We start from the raw sequence: 22,201 nt of genomic DNA, 5'->3' as shown, positions 1-22,201 counted from the left end.
CAGAACGCTAATCTAGTTTTATATTCCTCTACCCCCAAAGCTGCGATGGCAGTTTCCTATCAGAGTCGCTTCTTGAGCTTTTGGCAACAGCAATGGCACCGTTGGCAGCAACACTGGCAACGCCAACTATGGCAAATTGAAAGCAGCCTCAGTGGCACGCTGCAGGTGATTGGCGCCATTCTGGCACAGGTTTGGCAGCGGGGACTCCCCCAACTCATGGGCAGCGTCTCTCGAATGCGTCAACGCCTCCTAGCGCAACCCACAGCGGCACCCCCTGCCGATGAAGCACTGCTAACCGTGATGTCTGCCCTCTCCCTGACGAAAGGGGAGGATGACTCTTGGGTGGTGGCGATCGCCCCCATTGCCCGTCCACTTCCTTGGTGGCAGCGCTGGATTGCTACTGTGCAACGCTGGTTTCAACCCCAGTCCAAGACGTTACCACCACAGGATGCACCTTTGGCACAGCGGCAGCCCTTTTACCTTGCCTGCGATCGCGCCGCAAAATCCCTATTGCTTGTGGATGAGGCTGCTCGTCCCTTGAAAATCTTCACCGCCACAGAACAGCGGCAAATTGAGCAACGCATTGCCTATGCCTTGGCAGTGTACTATCAGCACCTTCGGCAGTGGTATCGGCGACGGCATCACTGGCTCTGGGGTTGGCAGCAGCGATCGCTCAAAGCAGGCTCTAACCCACCGTCCTGTTTGGTGGGCAATTTTCTAGGGCAACTTCAGTTAACAGGTGCTAGTGAAGGGGATTTAGTCCTACCCCCAGTGTCTCCCCTAGCCGCTGTCTTCCATTGGTTGCGATCGCGCCTTCCCTTCGGCCGCAAAAATACGCTGTCCCAAGTGCGGGTGCAGGGGATTGCCACCCTTCTAGAAACCCAGCAGATGGTGCTCATCGGCAGCGATAACGAGATTCTTTATACCCTCACCCCTGCCCAACAGGCGCAAGTTCTGGCTTGGATTGAACGTCATCTCAACCCCTTCAAGCTGCCCTTCCCAGACGGGCTGAGTCAACTCTCCTATTGGCTAGGGGGATTCCAACCTCCAGTGGTGGCAGCCGTAAATTCACCGCTATTGGCGGCTACGGATCCTTTGCCAGTCTTTTCTCCCGTGGAGACCCTTCTTAGCCTAGGCAGTCGCTCTGATTCCCTAGCCCATTCGCCACCCTCGGAAACTGCGGCCACCAGTGTCCCTCCAAATCCAGAGCAGTTAATTCTTGATGTGGATGCTGCCCTGATTGGCTATGAACTCCACTGGTTTGAACGCCTCCTGCTGTGGTGCGATCGCCTGTTTCTCTGGATTGAAGAACACCTGATTCGTTTCGGTCGTTGGCTCTTGCAGCAGTGGCAACGCTAGCGGTTCTCAATCTGACGAATTGCCTCCATCATTTCGTTGTAGGACTGCATCTTCCCCTGTTGGCGATAGAGTTCAGCGGCTTGGCGCAGATCCGGTAGGCTCGCTTTGGGGTTCTGTTCAAGGAGATACGTTACACCCCGCACCGCAAAGGGGATGGGATCTTTGGGGGTAAGTTGCGTCAAGGCTGTCCAACTGGGGCGACTGAGGGCATAGTCTCCCATGAGAAAAGCCGCAATTCCCCGCAGCAAATGATAGTCGGTGCTCTTGGGATTGGCGGCAATGAGACGATCAAACACGGGGATACTGCGGCGAAAATCGCCACTGAGAAACAACGCCAAGGATTGAATCATCTGTAGATCGCTGTTGTTGGGACTGAGGGCAAGGGCGCGATCGCTATCCGCAACGGCAGTACCAAAGTTGCCGAGGAGCAAATTCAAAAAGCTACGGATGCCATAGGCTTCGGTGTACTGGGGATTGAGGGCGATCGCCTTGGCAATGTCCTGCTGAATCGTGCCGGGGCGTTCAGCCATATTGCGGACAAACGTATCCAGCATGGGGGTGGGCGGGTGGGGGGGAAAGGCATCCTTGAGAATAGGGTTGCCTTGGGTCAGACGACTCAGGTACTTGGTTCCCAGTTCTTCACCGAGCTGATTAAAGTCTTGGTGAGGCACAAGGGCAAACATTTGCGCCACAGCCCGTCCCAGATAGGCTTCACTGTAGTTAGGATTAAGGGCGATCGCCTGGCTATAGTTGTCAATGGCGGCGGCAAAATTCTTGCGTTGGAAGTGCTCCTCAGCGGCGAGGAAATAGTCCGCTGCCTTCAGGGGGGTCGGGGCAGGCAGAGCCGTGGTTTCCCGCGACGGTGTGGTCAAACTCAAGTAGGTATTGATGGGAATGCCGAGATTAAAGCCGCGTTTCACAAAGACAGTACTGGAGCCACTGCCCTCCTGCACAAGGGTAGAAGCAATATCGGCACTGCCATGAACCCCAATTAAACGGCCATTTTCATCGAGGACAGGGCCGCCACTCATCCCCGGCAAGGTGGGATTGCTATAGACCAAGGCATAGCCATCTTGAATCGGACGCGAGGCATTGGCCGTCAACCGCCCCTCGGTAAATTGGTAAATGCCCCCCAGAACCGAGGCCTCCTGAGCAGGAAAACCAGCCACAAAAACGGGCATGCCCTCCACTGCCTCTACGGAGTTTCCCAGTGTGGCAAGGGTGTAATCGCGGTTGCTTTCAATTTCCAGCGTGGCCAGATCAACACCGGGCAAGCGACGAATGGAGTTGGGTTGCATGGCATAGCGCTGACCATCAACCGTTTTCACCGTGTACTGGCCGGCCTTTTCAACCACATGGTAGGCGGTGAGGATAACGTAGGTACTGCCCTTGCGCTGCAATAGGATACCTGAGCCATGGCTGTTGGTACCTTCAATGAGCACAGTGATATTTTTGGCAATGCGGGCAACTTCTGTAACGCTCACCCCTTGAGCCGGAAAAGGCTGAGCAATATGGACGGTGGCGATCGCCATTCCTACCAATGACCAACTGTGCCAGCGCCCCATCGGGATGCCTCCAAGCAGACTCTAGCCCCACGATAGCCTATTTCTCAGAGATGCTAGGTAGAGCCAAGGGACAGTTGAACGGCGGTAATCGCCTCCACCAAGGGCGATCGCAAGGCAGCGATATACTCTGGCCAGCCAATGAGAATTGGTTGCTGATGGGCAAGGGTCTGTCCCTGTAACCCCGTAGCATCAAAGCGCAAGGGATTTCCCTGCAAGTCGGTGCACACCAAACCTGCTGCCGTTGCTAAAGCCAAGGGGGCGGTGGTGTCCCAGAGCTTCACCCGCTGATTTAAGTAGAGGTAGAGTCCCGCCCGTCCCAAAATCACTTCAATCACCTTGAGGCCAAAACTGCCCAGAAAGCGAAATTCCACTTGGGGCAACACCCGATGAATTGCATCGCCGTAGGTGCGGTAGTCGCGATAGCCAATCATGATCGGGCAATGGTCTTCACGAGGGGAAGGCGGGCAAACCGGTAATAGGGGGACAGGGGGGCCACCACTGCTCATCTGAAAGAGTCCCCAATCTTTACCGCCATAGTAGAGGTGATCTAGATTGGGAGCATAGATCCAACCCGCCACTGGACTGTAGTGCGCCAGCAGGCCCACCATGAGGGCGTAACCTTGGCGATGGTGAATCAGATCATCCGTGCCATCGAGGGGATCAATCAGCCAGTAGCGGCTTTTCGGTTCTTGAAAGACTGCTTGGGAGTCAGCATTTTCTTCGCTGATGATGCCATCCTCAGGAAACCAAGCGCGAAATTTTTGACTCAAGAGCCGATCCAAAAAGCGATCAATACTCGTAGCGAAGTCTTGGCGTCCCTTTTCAATGACCTCAAAGGGTTGCTGTGCCAGTTGCCGTGCCCGCTGCCCCGCTTGGCGCAGGAGTTGATTGATTTGCCAGATTTGGCTAGAGGTCAGGGGGGGAGAAGTCATCATTTGAGGTCCAGCCGTCCACTTTCCTTTAGTTTGGCGTTAAAGACCAGCGGCTCCTGTAGCGATCGCTGCTTTAGCTGTTCCAGAATTGCTGCTTCAACCCGCCGCGCCACCTGTTTTAGCAGTTTCGGTTGCGTCAATGGATCGGCACTTGCCCATGCAGTGCGTTCGGCCTCGGTCATTTGCTCCCTGACATCAATGGCATTTTCCCACTGGGGGCGATCGCGATCATTGCCGAGGGGGACGGTCCCCAATTCCGCTAGCCACTGTTGTTTTACCGCTTCTAGCCACGGGCGATCGGGACGTTCGATGGCGATCGCCTTATAGCCACGACACTGCTGGGGACAACGCACAAGGTGTTGCAGCAAACTCAGTCGCATATCCCGCGAATAGCCAATGTATTGCACGCTGCCAGTGGCATCAAAAATGGCATAGAGACCGATCGCCCCCTTAAGCTCCGGTGCTACCCGGCCTGCATCATCAATGTAGGGATGGAAGGGCAATTCAGCCAAAGTCGGCGCAGGAAAGCTCATGTTGGCAGGGGTGGCTCATCTTTGCGTGCTTCACCCTCAGTATGCCCTATCTGTGGATGTGTGGCAGGAGTGGGAGATTGGGTATGGGCACGTTGGCGCAGTTGTTGTGCTCGTTGGCGCAGTTCTTGAAAGTAGTCGGTGCTGGTAATTTCGGTAACGGATTTCTTTCGCTTTTCTTGGTCAATTTCGATTTTTAGTTCACTCAGTTCCTCCTTCAGTTGATCTTGGCGCTGCTCTACCGCCTGTGCCATGTCCAAAAAGACTTGGGCAAGTTCTGCCATGTCATCACTCCCTTGAGCATAGTGCCTGAGAACTCTGGGATTAAACTCGTTAAACTGGTCATGCTTGAGGGCGTGGGCAGCACCGACAAGGGCACGAATCGGCTTAGTAATCGAACGAGCCACAATCAGGGAAATGAGAATGACCCCAACACCAACAAAGAAAAGACTGAGGAAACCTTGGGTCGCCAACCGCTCTAAGGGCGCTAGAAACTCGCTCAACCGTACACTGACCACAACAACGCCCTGATGACGGGTCAGGGGCGCATAGGCATAGATATAATCGGCATCGCCTCCGGAAGAACGACTGGCGAGGAGAGCACCGACCTCTTTTGATTTGGCCTTGAGAAAGACATTGCGCAAGGTGTAGCTGCGATCTGCCACTGTGGGAATGGGTTGAGGTGATGTCAAGAGAAAATATTGGTCGCGAATCTCGGGGGGGAGTGGTTCAATGCTATGCAAATTCAGGTAAGGATTTGTGGTGCTCAGAATCAGACCGTGATCATCAATGAGAAAAGATTCACCGTGAATATCGGGCACTAGGTAGGTCACGATGTCTTTGACTGCGGTCGCTTGTAGAGGTAGTAGAACTGCTCCCAATCGTTCATTATTGCTATCAATAATCGTTTGGAAGACAACAAACAGGGGTCGCTCAGTGATCGCGCTATTGATTTTGACCCGAGAAATGAAGTAGTCTGCTGTTGCCGACTGCTGCCAGAGGGGGGTGTTCTTGTAGTCTAGCCCCAGACGGGTACGCCGTGTCCCTGCGATCGCTTGGCCATCACGGTTGAGGAGAATCACCTGATAATAGGCTGGGTTCAGGTTCTTGACATCTTCGAGGAAGTTATTCATCGTCGCTTGCTCGATGGCACTATGGCTCCCACGCCTCAGGAAATACTGTACGTCACTGTCATTGGCTACCAAGAGAGCATCATTGAGGGCATCCTGAAACAGCTGATCAAGGGAACGGGCTTTGCTGATCGCCAGCAGTTGCAGGGCATCAATTTCCCAACGCTTCATCATTTCAGCGCTTTCAGTTTGGTTGTAGAGCACCACCATCCCCATCGGTAATAGGGAAATCAGCAGCATCACCAGCAGCAGCCGCCCCGAAATTGACCACAAAAGCCTTGACCAACCCTGTCGCCACCGAAGCATGGATCCACTCAAGCTAGAATGGGAATCTTGATCAAACCACCACTGTTCCAGCCTAGTGCGAACGAAGGATATTGGGCGATGTTTTGGACAACTCGGCTATGGCAACGCCGCTGGTCTGCTTGGCTCCACCCTTGGCGGGGGATGGATTGGCTCCTTTTAATTGCCGTATGGCTGATTACGCTGTTGGGGGCAGTGGCCATTCACAGTGCCGAGCTGCACATTGGCGAAAAGGATGGCTTCCAACATCTGGCGATCGCGAGCGTGGGGACGATTTTGCTTTTCCTACTGGCACGGGTGCCGACATCGGTCTTTATCTCAGTCCATTGGTGGGTCTATGGTATCAGTTGTGCCCTCCTACTAGCTGTAAGCTTATTTGGTGTTGAAGCTAACGGTGCCCAAAGTTGGCTGCCCATTGCGGGCTTTAACCTCCAGCCTTCAGAATTTGCCAAAATCTCGATCATCCTCACCCAAGCTGCCCTACTCCAGCGGGTGCCTGCCAATGGCCTCAGCGGCATTCTACGGGTGTTTGCGGTAACGGTCTTGCCCCTAGGGTTGATTTTATCCGAACCTGATCTGGGGACCTCCCTTGTTTTTGGCGCCATCACCTTGGGCATGCTCTATTGGGCCAATGCCCGTTTGGGCTGGATTGTGCTCATGCTCTCCCCTTTGGTGGCGGCGATTCTCTTTGCCCTACCCCTGCCCTATGAACTGAATTTGGTGCTGTGGTTTTTGTGGACATTAGGGATGGGGGTTGTGGCATGGCAAAACCTGCCCTTGGGGTGGATTGGGGCGATCGGCGGCATTGTTTTGAACCTTTCAGGTGCCGGTCTAGGACAGTTGCTGTGGAGTGTGCTGAAGGACTATCAAAAGGATCGCCTCTTAATGTTTTTAGATCCCGATAAGGACCCCTTGGGAGCGGGCTATCACCTGATTCAGTCCCGCATTGCCATTGGTGCGGGTGGACTGTGGGGGCGAGGTCTGTTTCACGGGACACAGACACAGTTGGGGTTTATCCCTGAGCAGCACACGGACTTTATTTTTTCCGTCATCGGTGAGGAATTAGGCTTTTTGGGGGGGCTGCTGGTTTTGGGACTGTTTTGGTTGATTGGCCTGCGGCTATTGCAAATTGCCAATAGTGCCCGCAATGATTTCGGCTCGCTGCTGGCGATCGGTCTTTTTGCCATGTTGATGTTCCAAGCGGTGGTCAATATCGGCATGACCATGAACCTATTTCCTGTGACAGGCATTCCCTTGCCCTTCCTCAGCTATGGTCGTTCTGCCCTTTTGGCAACCTATATTGGTTTGGGCTTGGTGCAATCGGTGGCCAATCATCGCCCGCGATCGCGCTACTGAAGTCAAGCACTCTTTGTTAAAATTCATGAAGATTGCCAATAGCAGTGAAATCCCATGAGCGAGTCCCCAGAACCCACGTCCTCCCCTGTCGAGCAGCCCAGTTATGTCAAATTGGCCATGCGGAACATGGTGCGCAAGGGGGGCAAATCTCTGATCCATTTTGCCCTCACGAGTATCGGTCTGTTGGCGTTGTTGGTGGGCTTGTCCTACCTCACCCGCTAGTGAGAACGCAGAAAAAATGCATGACGGTTACCGTCTATCTAGAACTTCACGATCCTTCCCTGAGCGATGAGATAGCCGCCCTTCCTTGGCAAGTGTGGTTTCGCACGTGGATTGCCATGGTTGAACCAAACCAAGGTAAGGCCTATGAGGTAACACTGCGTTTGACGACGGATGCTGAAATTCAGGTACTTAATCATCAGTATCGCGATCGCGACACCCCTACGGATGTACTCGCCTTTGCCACCCGCGATGACGCTCTGCCGCTGCCCCTAGAGGAACCTGAATACCTTGGCGACATCATTATTTCTGGCGACACTGCCCGAAAGCAAGCCAGGGAAAGGGGGTATTCTCTATCCATAGAAGTGACTTGGCTGGCTTGCCATGGCCTACTCCATCTTTTGGGCTGGGATCATCCCGATGAGACGCAATTGGCGCGCATGCTTGCCCAGCAGGCTGAGTGTCTTAGGGCAGTGGGTCTTACCCCTCCCTATTCTGCCGATAATCCATAGGAACGAAATCCCAAAGGATGTGCTTAAATGGGAGGCGTTAACAGCCAAATTTTTTGAAAAACTTTTTAAGGTGTATGGAATCCAGCGTCAACACTTAAAGACCAATGTTTGGTGTGATGGATAACGTTATGACACAAAAAGTTCTTGCCACCTACGCTGAGAAAACATCAGGGATAACCATACTGCGACAGCGCTCCTACCGTGTGGCGCCCTCTTTACTGAATAGTTTCCGTTATGCATGGGCGGGGGTGGTCTATACCTTTCAGACTCAGCGCAATTTTCGGATTCACACCGCAGTTGGTCTTAGCGCGATCGCCCTCAGTGGTTTGCTAAAACTTCCCCCCGTTGAGGTGGCAGTGATTTTGCTCACGATTGGGATGGTCATGGGGCTAGAGCTGCTGAATACGGCTCTTGAAGCGGTGGTGGATCTCACCGTTGGCAAGGAATATCACGAGCTTGCCCGCATTGCCAAAGATTGTGCCGCTGGTGCGGTTCTGCTCAGTGCGATCGCAGCGGTGGGGGTGGCGATGGCCTTAATTGTGCCCCCCTTGGTTTACCCCATTGTCGGAACGTTGTTATAAATTGTCATAAATCGGGGGGAGCCACTAAACGTTGAAGCGGAAGAGCATCACATCCCCCTCCTGCACAACATAATCTTTGCCTTCACTGCGCACTAGACCCTTTTCCTTAGCTACCGTCATGGACTGACAGGCCACTAGGTCTGCGTAGCTCACTGTCTCAGCGCGAATAAAGCCCCGCTCAAAGTCACTGTGAATGACGCCCGCTGCTTGGGGTGCCTTGGCACCGGCCGGAATCGTCCATGCTCGGGTTTCCTTGGAGCCGGTAGTAAAGAAAGTTCGCAGACCCAGTAGTTTATAGGTAGAACGAATCAGCGATCGCAAGCCCCCTTCACTGACGCCAAGACTGGCGAGATACTCGGCGCGATCGCCCTCGGGCAAATCCACAAGTTCAGCCTCCACCTGAGCCGAGACAATCACCACCTCCGCCCCCTCCTGCCGGGCAATCTCCTGAACCGCCCTTGTCCATTCATTGCCAGTGGCCAAATCCTGCTCAGCCACATTAGCGGCATAGATCACGGGCTTACGGGTGAGCAATCCCAGAAAGCGAATGGCGGCTTCTTCGTCCTCCGTCAGTTGACACAGACGAGCCGGCTGTCCCTCATTGAGCACACCAAGGAGCTTTTCAAGAGCCGTGAGTTCAATCTGTGCCTCTTTTTGCGATCGCGCTGCCTTACGGGTACGTTCAATACGCTTTTCGATTTGCGCTAAATCCGCCAGTGCCAACTCTAAGTTAATGACCGCAATATCCTCGACAGGATTGACGCGACCTGCCACGTGGACAATATCTTCATCTTCAAAGCAGCGCACCACGTGAACAATGGCATCCACCTCGCGAATATTTGCCAAGAACTGGTTGCCCAATCCTTCCCCTTTACTGGCTCCCTTCACCAAACCCGCAATATCCACAAACTCCACCCGCGTCGGCACGATCTGCGCTGATTGGGAAATTTTTGCCAATACCTCCAGCCGTTCATCGGGGACGGCCACCACACCGACATTGGGTTCAATCGTACAAAACGGAAAATTGGCCGCCTCGGCCTTAGCATTGGCCACAAGGGCATTAAACAGCGTTGATTTGCCCACATTCGGTAGGCCGACAATTCCCGCGCGTAGCATCAGACCCTACAACCTCATTCTTAAGGAAAGACTTTTCCCAAACATGACACCCAAAAATGGGAATGTTAATTTTTAATAACACTCCAACTTATCAGAAATTCCAGCCCTAGGCAACTACGGGCACACCCAAAACCGCTGTTAGAGAAGAATCGGCAGCAAAAATAAAAGAGGCAACCCTTGATGAGTGCCTCTAAGTGCTATATCCCTAAATGCAAGGCTCTAGCGATTCACTGCCCTAGGCATCAAAGTAGAGGGTGAATTCATAGGGGTGAGGACGCAGGGACATGGGAATCACTTCTGTGTCCAGCTTGTACTGAATCCAGTTGAGGATAAAGTCTTCGCTAAAGACACCGCCTGCTGTGAGGAAGCTATGATCCTTTTGCAGGTTTTCCAGAGCCGCCATGAGTGAACCGGGGGTGGAGGGAATTTTGGCCAGTTCTTCGGGGCTGAGGTCATAGATATCAACATCCAAGGGGCTACCCGGATCAATTTGATTCTTGATGCCATCAATCCCTGCACACAGCATCGCCGCAAAGGCAAGGTAGGGGTTACTTGTGGCATCGGGGCAACGAAACTCTAGGCGCTTCGCTTTGGGATTGGGACCAGTGAGAGGAATCCGCACAGAGGCAGAGCGGTTGCCTTGGGAATAGGCAAGGTTCACGGGGGCTTCAAAGCCGGGAACCAGTCGTTTGTAGGAGTTCGTTGTCGGGTTGGTAAAGGCCAACAGCGCTGGAGCGTGCTTGAGAATACCACCAATGTACCAGAGGGCAATTTGGCTCAAATTGGCGTAGCCCTCGCCCCAGAACAGGGGCTGACCATCTTTCCAAATCGACTGGTGGGTGTGCATCCCCGAACCATTGTCGTTGAAGACAGGCTTGGGCATAAAGGTTGCCACTTTGCCATGCTTGCGGGCAACATTCTTGACACAGTACTTATAGGTCATCAGCCAGTCGGCGGCTTGAATGAGGGTGCCAAAGCGGAAACCCAGCTCGCACTGACCGGCTGTGGCCACTTCGTGGTGATGTTTTTCAATGGGTACACCGCACTTGGCCATCGTCAAGAGCATTTCTGTGCGCAGGTCTTGCAGCGTATCTGTGGGCGCAACGGGGAAGTAGCCCTCTTTGCTACGGATTTTGTAGCCGAGGTTGCCCCCTTCTTCTTCGCGGCCAGTGTTCCAAAGACCTTCAATACTATCAACGTAGTAGTAGCCAGACTTTTGGTTTTGGTCGTAGCGAACGTCATCGAAAACAAAGAACTCGGCTTCGGGGCCAAAGTAAGCCGTATCGCCAATGCCGGTGGCTTTTAGGTACTCAATGGCACGGGTGGCAATGGAGCGCGGGCAGCGATCGTAGAGTTCTCCGGTGCGCGGATCTTTGATGGTGCAAATCATGCTCAGGGTGGGTTCTTTCATGAAGGGGTCTTCCCACGCCGTATCCGGATCCGGCACCATCACCATGTCGGATTCGTTGATCGCTTTCCAACCGCGAATACTGGAGCCGTCGAAGGGCACACCGTCGGTAAATGAACGTTCGTCAATTTGGCTCTTGTGAACCGTCAGGTGTTGCCACGTGCCGGGCATGTCAATAAATTTCAAGTCGATGAGCTCGTACTTGCTGTTGATCAAATTCAAGATTTCTTGGGGCGTTGCCATGTATAGGTTACTCCTTCTGTATTGGGCGCACCACAGCGACAATCTATGGTAGAAAGTTGCCCCAGTTAATTTTTGTATCGGAGGCTACCAAAATTTCGGTGTTTGCTCCCTAGCGGGAGGTAGCAAGGCGCTGTTTGGGATATAACAGGGGCATGATCAGTAATCCCAAGCCCAGTCCCGCGATCGCCCCAAAGGGAAAGACAATCCAATTGGAATAGCCCCAGACGCCATAGTGTTGCAGTGCCCACTCAAGGGGATAAAACAGCATTAACAACACCGCCACTAAAAAGCCCCCCAGACCATACTGCGGCAGCCAGTACCACTCGCGGGCAGTGGTGGAACGCTCAATCCACCAACGGGTGAGGAGAACGCCCAAAAGGGTGCCATAGCAGCGCATGCACACCGCCATTTTCCAAGGGGGAGCGAGCATCAAGCCCATTTCTGGCTGTGGACATACATGATTGCCCATCGTGTAGATAATGTGGGCAATTTTAGGCAAGAAAAGAAAATGACTAGCGGCCAAGAAAGGCGCAAACAAAGGACCTAGAATCAGTGCCGCCAGAATGACATCAGGCCATAGAGGAGAAAGCGATCGCCACCGCACCATTGGATGTTAGAAATGATACAAAATGATAAACAACCCCCTAGAATTTAACAAATTGTTCACAGCAAGGGCAATCAGTAATTGGGCAGAGCGGCGAGATAGAGATGATCCCTCCACACGGGAATGCTGCTTAATCTTGTCCTCAACCACTCTGCCACGTCATTAAGAAGCTTAGGAGGCTAAGGCAGCTTTGGTCACGGTTGTCAGTGGGGCTGTGTTCTTAACCGTCTCTAAGCGCGGTGAATTCCCCATGAGGGAGGCAGCAAAGAGTTGCCGGTACAGTTGCCCCATCTGGAGGGCGATCGCTTCCCAGTTGAAGAGGGCTTGCACCCGCTCGCGGCCATTTTCCCCAAGGGTACGCGCCCAAGCTGGATTAGCCAAGATACGCTGAATGGCCTTGGCCAAGGCAGGAGCATCCTGAGGCGGCACCAGTAGCCCTGTTTTTTCGGGAATCACCGTGAATTGCAGACCCCCAACCGCAGAAGCAATCACCGGCGTGCCACAGGCCATGGCTTCAATGGCCACCAAGCCAAAGGGTTCATAGTAGCTGGGCACAACGCAGACATTGGCAGCACTGTAGTAAACCGCCAAGCGCTCATGGTCAATTTGCCCGACAAAGGTCACGCGATCGCCCAAGTTGTACTCCTGCACTAATCCTTCAATGCGCCGCCGTTCGGCACCATCACTGCGCTGCGGATCACTCCCCCCCACAAGCAGTAACCGCCCTTGGGGTACCTGAGCCATCGCTGCCACCAGCGTTTCAATCCCTTTGCGGCGATCAAAGCGACCCACATAGAGCACAATCGGCTCATCGGCAGGCAAATTCAGTTGGGCACGGGCATCGGCCACGGGGTAAAAGAGATGCAAATTCGTGCCACAGGGAATCAGACGTGTTTGCCCTGCCTTGGAGACCCAACGCCGTAGGTAAGCTTCCTCTTGGGGGCTAGTCACAATCACACAGTCGGCATTTTCAAGGATGGCTTTTTCCACCATGAGGCGGGTTTCATCCCGTTGGGCTTGCTCAGAAGCCACTTGATATTTCACCACCCCCAAGGAATGGTAGGTGTGCAGCCATTGGAAATTCAACTCCTGACGCAACTGCCAACCCACCCAGCCAGAGAGCCAGTAATTGGTGTGGATCAGGGGATAGCCATATTTGGCATGGTAAGCCTTGAAGGCTTCGACAAACTTCGGCAAGGTCTCAAAGAGTTTCTCACGCGGAATATAGGTCAAAGACCCTGCCTCGAGGCGAATGGTGCGACAGTGGGGACTGTGCTCAATGACATTGGGGTCATCGGGATGAATTTTGCGGGTAAACATATCCACGTGCCACCCGGCTGCCGCGAGGGCTTCCCCCAATTGCCGTACATAGATATTTTGACCACCGGCGGATTCATGGCCGACATCAGCGGCGGGATCCCCATGCACAGAAATCAAGGCAATGGGTTGACGGGCAGGCACCTGCGGTTGGGGCATGGCAAACGCCCGAGGAAGTGTATTTTTTGCTGTACGGGTTGATAATGCTTGCATAAATACACCTTTTGAATAACGGTCAAAAAAACACTTTTGCACAGGGTTCAGGGATACACTTAACTGGCCAGCAGTTCAATCGTCCCCCTACGATGTCCATTATGGACAAAGGTGTCGGCGAGAACGGTATCATAAACTGCTTCATACTCGCTCACCATCCGTTCAACACTGAACCGCTGCCAAACATAGTCTCGACAGGCCATGCGATCCAGTTGCGGCACTTGGGCAACAGCCGCCACACATTCGTCAACGGAGTGACACAGAAAACCGGTTTTGCCGTGCTCAATCACTTCAGGCGCTGCCCCCTTGGCGATCGCCACCACTGGCGTACCGGCTGCCATGGACTCAATCATCACTAGGCCAAAGGGTTCCTGCCACGTAATCGGAAAGAGCATGGCGATCGCTCCACCTAGGAGAGCATTTTTGGTTGGATGATCTGCTTCGCCGATAAATTGGATCAATTCACCATCAATGTGGGGTTCAATCAATTCCTTGAAGTAGTCGCGATCCACCCGATCCACTTTGCCAGCCATCCGCAGGGGGATGCCCACTCGCTTAGCAATTTCAATGGCATGGTGAGGGCCTTTTTCCGGGGAGAGCCGTCCCAAGAAGGCCAAATAGGGTGGATCGCTGGGCTGGGGATAGAAGTGATGGGTTTCCACGGCAATGGCGTTATAGACCGTGGCAATGTAGTTCAAATCCCGTAGTTGCCGCTGGGAATGGGAAATACTGACATAGTTTTGGTTGCGATATTGGCTGAAAATGCGCTCATTATCCGTCGTAAAGCGACCATGGAGCGTGTGAACAACGGGTGTTTTCACCAGACTGGCGTAGGGTAAAGCCGTATAGCCCACATGGGAATGGATGACATCAAATTCATTGGCGCGACTAAAGACTTCTCCCAGTTGCAGGGCTTCATAGACGGCATATTCCTGCACATTGGGATCGAGGCGAATGGCGTGGGGATAGGTAGAAACCAATTTGGCTTGGGTAATAGAATCGCCACTGGCAAACAGCGTGACCTCGTGCCCTCGCTTGACTAACTCTTCTGTGAGCAGACTCACCACCAACTCCACACCCCCGTAGGCTGGCGGCGGTACCCGTTCCCACAGGGGAGCGATTTGAGCAATGCGCATACAAGCCTCCTCGAACAATACGGTTGGTCACCGCTGCCTTGATGCTAATCGCGCGATTGACTCAGCAGCATGGCTGCCTCAACGGTACGCAATCTCACTGAAAAAGACCAAGGGGGTAAATCCCTACCTGAAACTTCGGGAATCCGTACTATTATTTGTTATTGTCGCTACATTTTGGCAGTATAAATCAAGATATAATCTTGGGTTTGGCTTGAAGCTTTCGAGATAGAACTCACTTTTTCCAGTGAGAGAAAATGCTCTCGTCTAAACACCCCACTGATCGCTATTCTATGAGCAGGTGCTGCCCCTTTCACGTTTTCTCAAATTTTAGTCGCAATCGTTCATGGATATTCAACTGATTCAACTCTTTGTTAACGGATTGGCGGTGGGCAGTATTATTGCCCTCGCAGCAGTGGGTTTGACGCTCACATTTGGGATTTTGCGCCTGCCCAATTTTGCCCACGGCGACTTTATGACGGCGGGAGCCTACCTAACGCTGGTGGCTAATGCAACAGGACTGGATATTTGGCTCTCAATGGCGATCGGTGGCTTGGGAACGGCAGGGTTAATGCTCCTGAGTGAGAAGCTCCTGTGGCAGCCAATGCGCGATCGCCGCGCAACTTCCACAACACTGATTATTATTTCCATTGGTCTGTCGTTTCTGCTGCGCAATGCCGTGATTCTCATCTGGGGCAGTGAAAACCAAACCTATCGGCTGCCAGTGATGCCTGCCCTTGATTTTTGGGGCGTGAAAATTATTTACGCGAAGGTGATTGTCATGATTTTGGCAGTGGTGGCGATCGCTACTGTGCATGTGATCCTGCAACGCACCAAGGTGGGCAAAGCCATGCGAGCGGTGGCAGATGATTTAGATTTAGCGCGGGTTTCGGGGATTGATGTTGAGTGGGTGGTGCTGTGTACTTGGCTCTTGGCGGGGGTGCTCACGGGGGTGGCCGGGGGTCTCTATGGCCTGATTACGGCTGTGCGGCCAACGATGGGCTGGTTTTTGATCTTGCCCCTCTTTGCCAGTGTGATTCTCGGTGGCATTGGCAATCCCTACGGGGCGATCGCTGGCGCCCTGATTATTGGCGTGGCTCAGGAGATGAGTACCCTGATGATTCCTTCTGAATACAAGCTGGCCGTTGCCCTAGTGATCATGATGGCGGTGCTTTTAGTACGTCCCCAAGGGCTATTTCGTGGCACACTCAGTTAGTGTTCTTAGGAGAAGTCCCCTGAACCTTTACACCCTTGAAGCCCTTGTGGCTACCATCAATGCTGCGCCCCAAGACTGGCGCCCTTTGGTGTTTACCAATGGCTGTTTTGACCTGATCCATGCGGGTCATGTGCGCTATCTGGCGGCAGCCCGTGCCCTGGGTAAACGCTTGGTGGTGGGGTTGAATAGCGATCGCTCGGTGGCAACTCTAAAGCCAAAACGGCCAATTATTCCCGAACAGCAGCGGGCAGAGGTGCTGGCTAGTTTACGATCAGTAGATGCGGTGCTGCTATTTAGCGATCGCACTGCCACGACCCTGATCGAGGTTCTCCAACCGGAGATCTACGTCAAGGGGGGCGATTACCAACTGGAGACCCTACCGGAAGCGGCGGCTGTGCAGCGCTATGGTGGTCGCATTGAACTCATTCAAGTAGAGGTTCCCAGTTCGACAACGGCGATCGTCCAACGCATTTTAGAGTTGCATGGGGAGGAGTCACCGGGCGCATGGTCACCACAGAACCAGCCTTAGCCGATTTACGGGAGCAGTTGTACAACGGCAACGAAAAATCCCAACTGGCCGCCATGACCACCCTGAGTACGGCAGGCAGTGAAGGCTATCACCTCTTGCAGGAATTCCTCAAAGACAGTGCCACCTTTTCCCCCCCACCCGCCCCTTGGATTCGCGGTCAGGCCTATCGTCTTCTATTCCACAGCCCAGAAGCCTCTGTGCAAGCCTTTTTGCAACAACACTATCCCCAAGGGGTGATCCCGCTGCGCTCCGATCGCGGGGTGGACTATCGAGAACTGGCTGAACTCCTAGTGGCCGAAAAATTTGAAGCCGCCGATCGCCTAACCAGCCAAAAGCTCTGTGAACTGGCAGGCCCGATGGCACAAAAACGCCGCTGGCTGTATTTCACCGAGGTGGAGCAGTTGCCAATTGTGGATTTGCAAACCATTGATCAGCTATGGCTGGCCTTTTCCCTAGGCCGCTTTGGCTATTCGGTGCAACGGCAACTGTGGCTAGGCTGCGGTCAAAACTGGGATCGGCTGTGGGAGAAAATTGGCTGGCGGCAGGGCAAGCGGTGGCCGCGCTATCCGAATGAATTTATCTGGGACTTGAGTGCCCCGCGCGGCCATTTACCCCTGACCAATCAACTGCGGGGTGTACAGGTGATCAACGCTCTTCTCAATCATCCCGCTTGGACAACCTAGAATAGGGGTAGCAACAAGCGTAGCACCAGTGGTGAGGTGGCAGCGATGAAAAAGAATATTCAGCGATTCATGGTGGCGATCGCCTTGATTATTGGCATCAGTGGCACAGTCATTCCACCTCAGGTGATGGCTCAAACCAGTGGCGGCCTATTGACCGCTGAGCAAATGAAAAAACTCAATCTCAGTGTTGAGCAAAAACAGGCGGTGCTGCGCCTTACCCTGCGCACCAACGATCGCATCCTGAGAATTTTGGATCGTGACCAACAGCGCATCTTTCGCAATGCCATCAAACAGGGGAAATCTACCGGTGAAGCCATGGACGCCGTTTCATTGCGCCCTGATCAAAAGACACAACTCTCGAAGGTGATGCAGGATACCCGCGTCGAAATGCTGACAATTCTCACCCCTGAGCAAGTGAAGCAACTGCAAGGATCCCGCTAGCGTTATGAACGTTTTTGTCCTCTGTACCGGTCGCTGCGGTTCGGTCACGTTTGCCAAAGCTTCCACCTTCATCACCAATTTCAGCAGTGCCCATGAGTCGCGGACATTCCTGCTCGGTGAGGCGCGTTTGGCCTACCCCGATCGCCACATTAGAAGTGGATAATCGCCTTTCTTGGTTTTTGGGACGACTCGATCAAACCTATGGCGATCGCGCCTACGACGTTCACCTGCGGCGGGATGACCTCAGTGTTGCCCGCAGCTACCGCCAGCGCTATGGCATCTAGATGATGAAAGCATACCGCGAGGGCATCTTGCTCAACTTGCCAGCCAATGCTGACCCCTTAGAGGTGTGTTGGGACGATTGCCATACGGTGAATAGCAACATTGAACTCTTTCTGCGGGACAAAACCCACAAAATGACGATTGATTTAGCGGACATTCAAACCGCTTTTCCTCAGTTTTGGGAATGGATTGGTGCTGAAGGGGATCTAGAGGCTGCCCTAGGTTGTTTTCAAACAAAGCATAATGCGGCTCACTTTATTCCAGCTACCGCCATTGATAGCCTAGTACGGTCAGTGCGACGGCTCCTACCTCAGCCGCCCATTCAAAACACCTTAAAAAAACACCTTAAAGTAGAAAATCCTCGGGTGGCTGCTGCGGGACTACAATCGGTAAAACCGGTTCGAGATTGCCATCGGGACGGCCAATAATCTGATGGGAAATGACCTCCTGGCCACTGAGCGATCGCGCTGCTCGAACTGCTGCATTCACGTCCGCCACCTCTCCCCGAATCACCACTGTCCAATAACCCGCACCAATCCCCTCACAACTGACAAGGGTAACCTGAGCCGCTTTGACCAAGGTATCGGCCACAGCAAGGGCTGCCGGGTACCCCAAGACCTGCACCATGCCCACCGCTTCTGCTGCCATTGCCATTCCCCCTTCCACGTCTCCCATATTTTAGAAAAGGGCTGTGCTTAAGCTGAAGAAAGAGTGACCTAATTTCCTAAAGGTGGAGTAGATTCGATGCAGACCATAGGGGCGATCGCTGAGCTAGAGGCGGCTCTTGCTAACAATGGCATTTCTGCCCAACAAGCCCTCACCCTTTTGACAGCCGCTCTTCCCTTAGCCGCAAGCAGTGATCCTCAAGAACCATTGCCCCCCCTCCTCAGGGCACTACAAACCGCGAGCGATCGCCTGCGCCAACAACAGGTAGGCGACACCGTCACCTATGTGATCAACCGCAACATCAACTTCACGAATATCTGCGAGCAACACTGTGGCTTTTGTGCCTTTCGTCGCGATGCCACCGCTGCCGATGCCTACTGGCTCGACATTGACACGATCCTGAGCAAAGTGGCTGATGCAGTTGCCCAAGGGGCGACAGAAATCTGTATGCAGGGGGGACTCAATCCAGCCGCTAAAGAATGTGGCTCCAGTTTGCGCTATTACCAATCCCTCGTGCGGGACATTAAAACGGCCTTTCCTGAAATCCATCTCCACGCCTTTTCGCCCCAAGAAATTCAATTCATTGCCCGCGAGGATGGCCTCTCCTATGCCCAAGTGATTGATGTTCTGCATCAGACTGGGGTGGACTCCATGCCCGGTACCGCTGCGGAGGTGTTGGTGGATCGGGTGCGCTCAAAAATCTGTCCTGAGAAAATGAACACCGCGACATGGCTAGAGATTGTTGAAACCGCCCATCGTTTGGGGGTATGGACAACCAGCACAATGCTCTGCGGTCACATTGAAACGCCAGCGGATCAGGTGGCTCACCTACAACACCTACAGCAACTTCAGCAAAGGGCTTTGGAACACGACTATCCCGCGCGAATTACCGAGTTTATTCTGCTGCCCTATGTGGGGGAACTTGCCCCCAAGGCAATGCGACAATGGGTAGGACACCCGCAACCGCAGTTATTACCCACACTTGTCCTCACGGCAGTGGCACGGTTGTTTTTAGGGCGATGGATTCCGAACCATCAGCCTAGTTGGGTCAAACTGGGTCTTGAGGGGGCAACCATGGCCCTGAATTGGGGCTGTAATGATTTGGGGGGAACACTGATGGAAGAACACATTACCTCAGTGGCTGGAGCGCAGGGGGGCACGGGCGTTAGTCCAGCAGATCTGGTGGCCGCAATTGGCTCCTTAGGGCGAACCCCATGTCAGCGCACCACACTTTACCATCCCGTTGGAGAGTTGCGATGACCACGGAATCTCAGCCTTCGGTTCAGTCTCCCCGTCGGTTCCGCCCTTGGCTGGTGGGTGGTATTGCTGTGGTTATTGTCGGGGCAGCCGCCGCTGCGGGGGTCTTCCTGTGGCAACGGTTTAGTCAACGTCCGATCGCGCCCGGAATGGCGATCGCCCCCAATAGCGCCCTACTGACCCTCACTTTACCCACGGATCCCAAGCCTTGGGAAGCCCTTGCCAAAAGTGGCCTGTTACAAGCCCAACCTTGGTTGAACCCCAGCTATGATCCGCTCTCGCCAGAGGGGGTGAATCTGGCGCAACTGGATTACCTCAAGGATGTGCGCCCGTTTATTGGTGACCAAGCCACAGTGGTCTTGTTGCCCATTACCCCACAGTCCGTCAGAGAATTGCCGGTACCGCCCCACGTTTGGATTGTGCCGACCCTAAATGTACCGATGGGGGAGCAACTGCTGCAAAGCGTCATTGGCGAGCCGATCACAGAAATCAACGGCGTGAAAATCTTCAAGGCCAAGGGGATTCTCCCTGACCCCGATAGCGGCGCGATCGCCCTTATTACGCATGAGAATCAGGCCTACATCATTTGGAGTCAGCACCAGAGCGCCCTGCAACAAGTCATTGCCACCGCCCAAGCCAACAACGGCATTGGCAGCCAGCCCACCTATCAACAGGCAGTGAAAGGGTTATCGGATCATCGCCCTTTGGTGGAACTTTATTTGAACCTACCCGCCTTTTTAGCCAGTCAGATGGCCGCCCCTGAAGGAAGTCTGCCTGAACCGCCGCGGGAACTGCAAGGGATAGTGCTCACCGCAGACATGACCCCTGAGCAAATCGAATTGGAGGCAGTGACGTGGCGTTCGCAACCGGATCAAGCCCTTCTCAGTGAAGGTGACAGCCGTGAACTGAGCCGTCTGGTGCCAGAGACCACCTTGGCCTTTTACAGTACGGGTTCCTTTCGGAATTTATGGCAGAACACCCCTGTCTTTGTTCAAGAAACAATTGCCAATACGGTTAAAGATCTCACGGGCCTTGATTGGCAACAGGCCTTTGTGCCTTGGATGGATGGTGAATTTGCTGCCGCCTTTGTGCCCGTTCCCGCCCTAGGCAATGCCCCTAGTTTGCTCTTTCTGAGTCAGACCAGCGATCGCCCCCAAGCCAGTCAAACCCTGAGTCAACTCGATACCCAAATTCGCGATCGCCTACGGTGGCAAGTACAACAAACGGCAACAGAACCGCAACCGATCACCACTTGGCGTATTCCCCCAGGTTTGCCGGTGGGGCAGCATGGTTGGCTGAATGACCAGACCCTCTTTTTGGGACTCGGCCCTTTGACGGATATGAGTACCCGCCCTGAGCGCTCCCTTGCCGACTCTCCCCTCTATCGTGCGGTGCTGCCCCATCCCAAGGGCACGCAGTTCTACCTGAATTTGAGTAACCTTGGGTCACTGCAAAATAACTTGCTCTTGCCTGAACTGGCACCTGAAGTGGCGCGATCGCTCCAACCCTTTGCTGCCCTAGGCATTACCAGTCAGGTGCGAGATAATCAGTTTACCCACTACATGGCTCGAATTCGCCTAAAACCCCTCTCACCACCGGAGGTTCAGCCAACGCCGGGGGAACCCTAAAACTAGACGCAGATTTGCTACTGAAGGACATGACTGAATTACTGTGGAACCAGATGTTTTGCTGAAACGATATAGTGTGGGCGATCGCGACTTTGCGGGGGTACGCTTGCGCCGTGCTAACCTGAGTCGGTGTATTTTGACGGGCATTGACCTTTCCCGTGCCGATCTCACCGATGCTGCCCTACAGAGCACGAACCTGCAAGGGGCGGATTTGCGGGGGGCAATTCTCACTGGCGTGAATCTTAGTCAGGCGGATTTGCGGGGGGCGGATCTGCGCGGTGTGATTTTAATCAGCGCCGATCTGCGCTGGGTGTCGTTGCGCAAGGCCAACCTGACGGGGGCGGATCTCAGCCGTGCCAACCTTGCCAATGCCGATCTCAGCGAGGCCAACCTCACCGGTGCCCAACTCAGTGAAGCCATTTTGCGGGATGCCAATTTGACGCTCACGGATCTTACCCTTGCTGAGCTAGAACGTGCCAACCTCACCCGTGCCAACTTAACGGAAGCCTACCTGCGGGGCGCTGATCTTGCGGATGCCGTCTTGCGGGAAAGTCAACTGGTACAGGCCAATTTGCGCGGTGCCAACCTCAGTGCCACCAATCTGTACCAAGCCAATTTAGAGCGAGCCGTCCTGATTGGGGCGAATCTGCGTCGTGCCCGTCTTGAGGAAGCCCATTTGCGGGAAGTGGCCTTCAAAGAAGCCAACTTACGCCATGCCTGTTTGGACAAAGCCAATCTTGTTGGTGCCGATTTACGGGGAGTGAGCCTTGCCCAAGCACTGTTGCGGGGAGCCGATCTCAGTTCCGCGATTCTCATTGGTGCCAACTTAATGGGGGCTAATCTCAGCGGTGCCGATCTGCGGGGAGCCAATCTCATTGAAGCGATTCTTACCGGTGCCAGCCTCAATGGCGTTGATCTCAGTGCTGTGGATATGAGCGAGGCGATTTTGCCGGATGGCTATCTCTCGGAATAGCCTCA

General features: G+C 53.8%; 25 protein-coding genes. 15 read left to right on the top strand and 10 right to left on the bottom strand.

Annotated elements, in window-relative coordinates; translation table 11 throughout:
* The first annotated feature begins 45 nt into the window (after positions 1–45).
* Positions 46–1,359, top strand: a complete 1,314-nt coding sequence (locus tag RHJ31_RS05950) for a hypothetical protein (protein WP_302677714.1) — start codon at positions 46–48, stop codon at positions 1,357–1,359.
* Here the strand turns inward: RHJ31_RS05950 and RHJ31_RS05945 are convergent.
* The 4 genes from RHJ31_RS05945 to RHJ31_RS05930 are packed head-to-tail and all read right to left on the bottom strand — an operon-like array spanning position 1,356 to position 5,822.
* The gene (locus RHJ31_RS05945) at positions 1,356–2,924 is read right to left on the bottom strand and encodes a serine protease (protein ID WP_302677713.1); all 1,569 of its coding nucleotides are present in this window, start codon (positions 2,922–2,924) and stop codon (positions 1,356–1,358) included. The two genes, RHJ31_RS05950 and RHJ31_RS05945, sit on opposite strands and share 4 nt — an antisense overlap.
* Positions 2,925–2,977: 53 nt before the next feature.
* The gene (locus tag RHJ31_RS05940; protein WP_302677712.1) at positions 2,978–3,859 is read right to left on the bottom strand and encodes a 3'(2'),5'-bisphosphate nucleotidase CysQ; all 882 of its coding nucleotides are present in this window, start codon (positions 3,857–3,859) and stop codon (positions 2,978–2,980) included.
* On the bottom strand, positions 3,856–4,389 hold the full coding sequence (locus tag RHJ31_RS05935) for a GIY-YIG nuclease family protein (RefSeq protein WP_302677711.1): 534 nt from the start codon (positions 4,387–4,389) through the stop codon (positions 3,856–3,858). The genes RHJ31_RS05940 and RHJ31_RS05935 overlap by 4 nt, the downstream gene beginning before the upstream one ends.
* Positions 4,386–5,822, bottom strand: a complete 1,437-nt coding sequence (locus RHJ31_RS05930; RefSeq protein ID WP_302677710.1) for a cache domain-containing protein — start codon at positions 5,820–5,822, stop codon at positions 4,386–4,388. The genes RHJ31_RS05935 and RHJ31_RS05930 overlap by 4 nt, the downstream gene beginning before the upstream one ends.
* A 78-nt stretch (positions 5,823–5,900) precedes the next feature.
* Between RHJ31_RS05930 and rodA the strand changes: the two genes are divergently transcribed.
* The 4 genes from rodA to RHJ31_RS05910 all read left to right on the top strand — a co-directional run bounded on the left by rodA (position 5,901) and on the right by RHJ31_RS05910 (position 8,487).
* Positions 5,901–7,175 carry a rod shape-determining protein RodA gene (gene rodA, locus RHJ31_RS05925; protein ID WP_302677709.1) on the top strand — a complete coding sequence of 425 codons (1,275 nt, stop codon included), beginning with the start codon at positions 5,901–5,903 and terminating at the stop codon, positions 7,173–7,175.
* A gap of 54 nt (positions 7,176–7,229) precedes the next feature.
* A complete protein-coding gene (locus tag RHJ31_RS05920; protein WP_302677708.1) occupies positions 7,230–7,397 on the top strand; it encodes a DUF3285 domain-containing protein in 168 nt (55 codons plus the stop codon).
* Positions 7,398–7,417: 20 nt separating this feature from the next.
* Entirely contained in the window at positions 7,418–7,906 is a 489-nt protein-coding gene (ybeY, locus tag RHJ31_RS05915) for an rRNA maturation RNase YbeY (RefSeq protein ID WP_302677707.1), read from the top strand.
* A gap of 128 nt (positions 7,907–8,034) precedes the next feature.
* A complete protein-coding gene (locus tag RHJ31_RS05910; protein ID WP_302677706.1) occupies positions 8,035–8,487 on the top strand; it encodes a diacylglycerol kinase family protein in 453 nt (150 codons plus the stop codon).
* A gap of 24 nt (positions 8,488–8,511) precedes the next feature.
* Here RHJ31_RS05910 and ychF read toward each other — a convergent pair whose 3' ends face one another.
* The 5 genes from ychF to RHJ31_RS05885 all read right to left on the bottom strand — a co-directional run bounded on the left by ychF (position 8,512) and on the right by RHJ31_RS05885 (position 14,524).
* Positions 8,512–9,603: a redox-regulated ATPase YchF gene (ychF, locus tag RHJ31_RS05905; protein ID WP_302677705.1), complete on the bottom strand. Its 1,092-nt coding sequence runs from the start codon at positions 9,601–9,603 to the stop codon at positions 8,512–8,514.
* A gap of 235 nt (positions 9,604–9,838) precedes the next feature.
* On the bottom strand, positions 9,839–11,254 hold the full coding sequence (glnA, locus tag RHJ31_RS05900; protein WP_302677704.1) for a type I glutamate--ammonia ligase: 1,416 nt from the start codon (positions 11,252–11,254) through the stop codon (positions 9,839–9,841).
* A 109-nt stretch (positions 11,255–11,363) separates the two neighbouring features.
* Complete coding sequence (locus RHJ31_RS05895; protein ID WP_206200036.1) at positions 11,364–11,861, bottom strand: DUF2085 domain-containing protein; 498 nt, start codon at positions 11,859–11,861, stop codon at positions 11,364–11,366.
* 168 nt (positions 11,862–12,029) lie between these two features.
* On the bottom strand, positions 12,030–13,388 hold the full coding sequence (locus RHJ31_RS05890; RefSeq protein WP_302677703.1) for a glycosyltransferase family 1 protein: 1,359 nt from the start codon (positions 13,386–13,388) through the stop codon (positions 12,030–12,032).
* 59 nt (positions 13,389–13,447) lie between these two features.
* Entirely contained in the window at positions 13,448–14,524 is a 1,077-nt protein-coding gene (locus RHJ31_RS05885) for a glycosyltransferase family 4 protein (RefSeq protein ID WP_302677702.1), read from the bottom strand.
* Between the two features lie 343 nt (positions 14,525–14,867).
* Here RHJ31_RS05885 and RHJ31_RS05880 point away from each other — a divergent pair, with 343 nt between their 5' ends.
* From RHJ31_RS05880 to RHJ31_RS05850, 7 genes are read left to right on the top strand one after another with little or no spacing between them, the layout of a single operon-like run.
* Positions 14,868–15,737: a branched-chain amino acid ABC transporter permease gene (locus RHJ31_RS05880; protein WP_302677701.1), complete on the top strand. Its 870-nt coding sequence runs from the start codon at positions 14,868–14,870 to the stop codon at positions 15,735–15,737.
* Complete coding sequence (rfaE2, locus tag RHJ31_RS05875; protein ID WP_225901559.1) at positions 15,721–16,266, top strand: D-glycero-beta-D-manno-heptose 1-phosphate adenylyltransferase; 546 nt, start codon at positions 15,721–15,723, stop codon at positions 16,264–16,266. The genes RHJ31_RS05880 and rfaE2 overlap by 17 nt, the downstream gene beginning before the upstream one ends.
* Complete coding sequence (locus RHJ31_RS05870; protein WP_302677700.1) at positions 16,242–16,949, top strand: GUN4 domain-containing protein; 708 nt, start codon at positions 16,242–16,244, stop codon at positions 16,947–16,949. Before rfaE2 ends, RHJ31_RS05870 begins: the two co-directional genes overlap by 25 nt.
* A 45-nt stretch (positions 16,950–16,994) precedes the next feature.
* The gene (locus RHJ31_RS05865; protein WP_206200040.1) at positions 16,995–17,390 is read left to right on the top strand and encodes a Spy/CpxP family protein refolding chaperone; all 396 of its coding nucleotides are present in this window, start codon (positions 16,995–16,997) and stop codon (positions 17,388–17,390) included.
* Positions 17,391–17,394: 4 nt separating this feature from the next.
* Entirely contained in the window at positions 17,395–17,553 is a 159-nt protein-coding gene (locus RHJ31_RS05860) for a hypothetical protein (protein WP_302677699.1), read from the top strand.
* Positions 17,546–17,674: a hypothetical protein gene (locus tag RHJ31_RS05855; protein WP_255521451.1), complete on the top strand. Its 129-nt coding sequence runs from the start codon at positions 17,546–17,548 to the stop codon at positions 17,672–17,674. The genes RHJ31_RS05860 and RHJ31_RS05855 overlap by 8 nt, the downstream gene beginning before the upstream one ends.
* Positions 17,675–18,100, top strand: coding sequence for a hypothetical protein (locus RHJ31_RS05850; protein ID WP_302677697.1), 426 nt, complete (start codon positions 17,675–17,677; stop codon positions 18,098–18,100).
* Here the strand turns inward: RHJ31_RS05850 and RHJ31_RS05845 are convergent.
* Positions 18,018–18,320: a carbon dioxide-concentrating mechanism protein CcmK gene (locus RHJ31_RS05845; RefSeq protein WP_310445765.1), complete on the bottom strand. Its 303-nt coding sequence runs from the start codon at positions 18,318–18,320 to the stop codon at positions 18,018–18,020. The genes RHJ31_RS05850 and RHJ31_RS05845 overlap by 83 nt on opposite strands.
* Positions 18,321–18,416: 96 nt before the next feature.
* Between RHJ31_RS05845 and cofH the strand changes: the two genes are divergently transcribed.
* Genes cofH through RHJ31_RS05830 form a run of 3 tightly spaced genes read left to right on the top strand, consistent with a single transcriptional unit; the run spans position 18,417 to position 22,196 of the window.
* Entirely contained in the window at positions 18,417–19,598 is a 1,182-nt protein-coding gene (gene cofH / locus RHJ31_RS05840; protein ID WP_302677695.1) for a 7,8-didemethyl-8-hydroxy-5-deazariboflavin synthase subunit CofH, read from the top strand.
* Positions 19,595–21,223, top strand: a complete 1,629-nt coding sequence (locus RHJ31_RS05835; RefSeq protein ID WP_302677694.1) for a DUF3352 domain-containing protein — start codon at positions 19,595–19,597, stop codon at positions 21,221–21,223. Before cofH ends, RHJ31_RS05835 begins: the two co-directional genes overlap by 4 nt.
* A 58-nt stretch (positions 21,224–21,281) precedes the next feature.
* Positions 21,282–22,196 carry a pentapeptide repeat-containing protein gene (locus RHJ31_RS05830; RefSeq protein WP_302677693.1) on the top strand — a complete coding sequence of 305 codons (915 nt, stop codon included), beginning with the start codon at positions 21,282–21,284 and terminating at the stop codon, positions 22,194–22,196.
* Positions 22,197–22,201 lie beyond the last annotated feature (5 nt).

It is taken from the genome of Thermosynechococcus sp. JY1331, assembly GCF_031583475.1.
Classification (GTDB): Bacteria; Cyanobacteriota; Cyanobacteriia; order Thermosynechococcales; family Thermosynechococcaceae; genus Thermosynechococcus.
Note: the sequence above shows the minus strand (reverse complement) of the source record. Positions and strands in the feature narration are given on the sequence as shown.

Excerpts from the sequence above, each read along its gene's own strand:
- RHJ31_RS05950 (WP_302677714.1), top strand. The coding sequence starts at position 46 with ATGGCAGTTTCCTATCAGAGTCGCTTCTTGAGCTTTTGGCAACAGCAA.
- RHJ31_RS05945 (WP_302677713.1), bottom strand. The coding sequence starts at position 2,924 with ATGGGGCGCTGGCACAGTTGGTCATTGGTAGGAATGGCGATCGCCACC.
- RHJ31_RS05940 (WP_302677712.1), bottom strand. The coding sequence starts at position 3,859 with ATGATGACTTCTCCCCCCCTGACCTCTAGCCAAATCTGGCAAATCAAT.
- RHJ31_RS05935 (WP_302677711.1), bottom strand. The coding sequence starts at position 4,389 with ATGAGCTTTCCTGCGCCGACTTTGGCTGAATTGCCCTTCCATCCCTAC.
- RHJ31_RS05930 (WP_302677710.1), bottom strand. The coding sequence starts at position 5,822 with ATGCTTCGGTGGCGACAGGGTTGGTCAAGGCTTTTGTGGTCAATTTCG.
- rodA (WP_302677709.1), top strand. The coding sequence starts at position 5,901 with ATGTTTTGGACAACTCGGCTATGGCAACGCCGCTGGTCTGCTTGGCTC.
- RHJ31_RS05920 (WP_302677708.1), top strand. The coding sequence starts at position 7,230 with ATGAGCGAGTCCCCAGAACCCACGTCCTCCCCTGTCGAGCAGCCCAGT.
- ybeY (WP_302677707.1), top strand. The coding sequence starts at position 7,418 with ATGACGGTTACCGTCTATCTAGAACTTCACGATCCTTCCCTGAGCGAT.
- RHJ31_RS05910 (WP_302677706.1), top strand. The coding sequence starts at position 8,035 with ATGACACAAAAAGTTCTTGCCACCTACGCTGAGAAAACATCAGGGATA.
- ychF (WP_302677705.1), bottom strand. The coding sequence starts at position 9,603 with ATGCTACGCGCGGGAATTGTCGGCCTACCGAATGTGGGCAAATCAACG.
- glnA (WP_302677704.1), bottom strand. The coding sequence starts at position 11,254 with ATGGCAACGCCCCAAGAAATCTTGAATTTGATCAACAGCAAGTACGAG.
- RHJ31_RS05895 (WP_206200036.1), bottom strand. The coding sequence starts at position 11,861 with ATGGTGCGGTGGCGATCGCTTTCTCCTCTATGGCCTGATGTCATTCTG.
- RHJ31_RS05890 (WP_302677703.1), bottom strand. The coding sequence starts at position 13,388 with ATGCAAGCATTATCAACCCGTACAGCAAAAAATACACTTCCTCGGGCG.
- RHJ31_RS05885 (WP_302677702.1), bottom strand. The coding sequence starts at position 14,524 with ATGCGCATTGCTCAAATCGCTCCCCTGTGGGAACGGGTACCGCCGCCA.
- RHJ31_RS05880 (WP_302677701.1), top strand. The coding sequence starts at position 14,868 with ATGGATATTCAACTGATTCAACTCTTTGTTAACGGATTGGCGGTGGGC.
- RHJ31_RS05870 (WP_302677700.1), top strand. The coding sequence starts at position 16,242 with ATGGTCACCACAGAACCAGCCTTAGCCGATTTACGGGAGCAGTTGTAC.
- RHJ31_RS05865 (WP_206200040.1), top strand. The coding sequence starts at position 16,995 with ATGAAAAAGAATATTCAGCGATTCATGGTGGCGATCGCCTTGATTATT.
- RHJ31_RS05860 (WP_302677699.1), top strand. The coding sequence starts at position 17,395 with ATGAACGTTTTTGTCCTCTGTACCGGTCGCTGCGGTTCGGTCACGTTT.
- RHJ31_RS05850 (WP_302677697.1), top strand. The coding sequence starts at position 17,675 with ATGATGAAAGCATACCGCGAGGGCATCTTGCTCAACTTGCCAGCCAAT.
- RHJ31_RS05845 (WP_310445765.1), bottom strand. The coding sequence starts at position 18,320 with ATGGCAGCAGAAGCGGTGGGCATGGTGCAGGTCTTGGGGTACCCGGCA.
- cofH (WP_302677695.1), top strand. The coding sequence starts at position 18,417 with ATGCAGACCATAGGGGCGATCGCTGAGCTAGAGGCGGCTCTTGCTAAC.
- RHJ31_RS05835 (WP_302677694.1), top strand. The coding sequence starts at position 19,595 with ATGACCACGGAATCTCAGCCTTCGGTTCAGTCTCCCCGTCGGTTCCGC.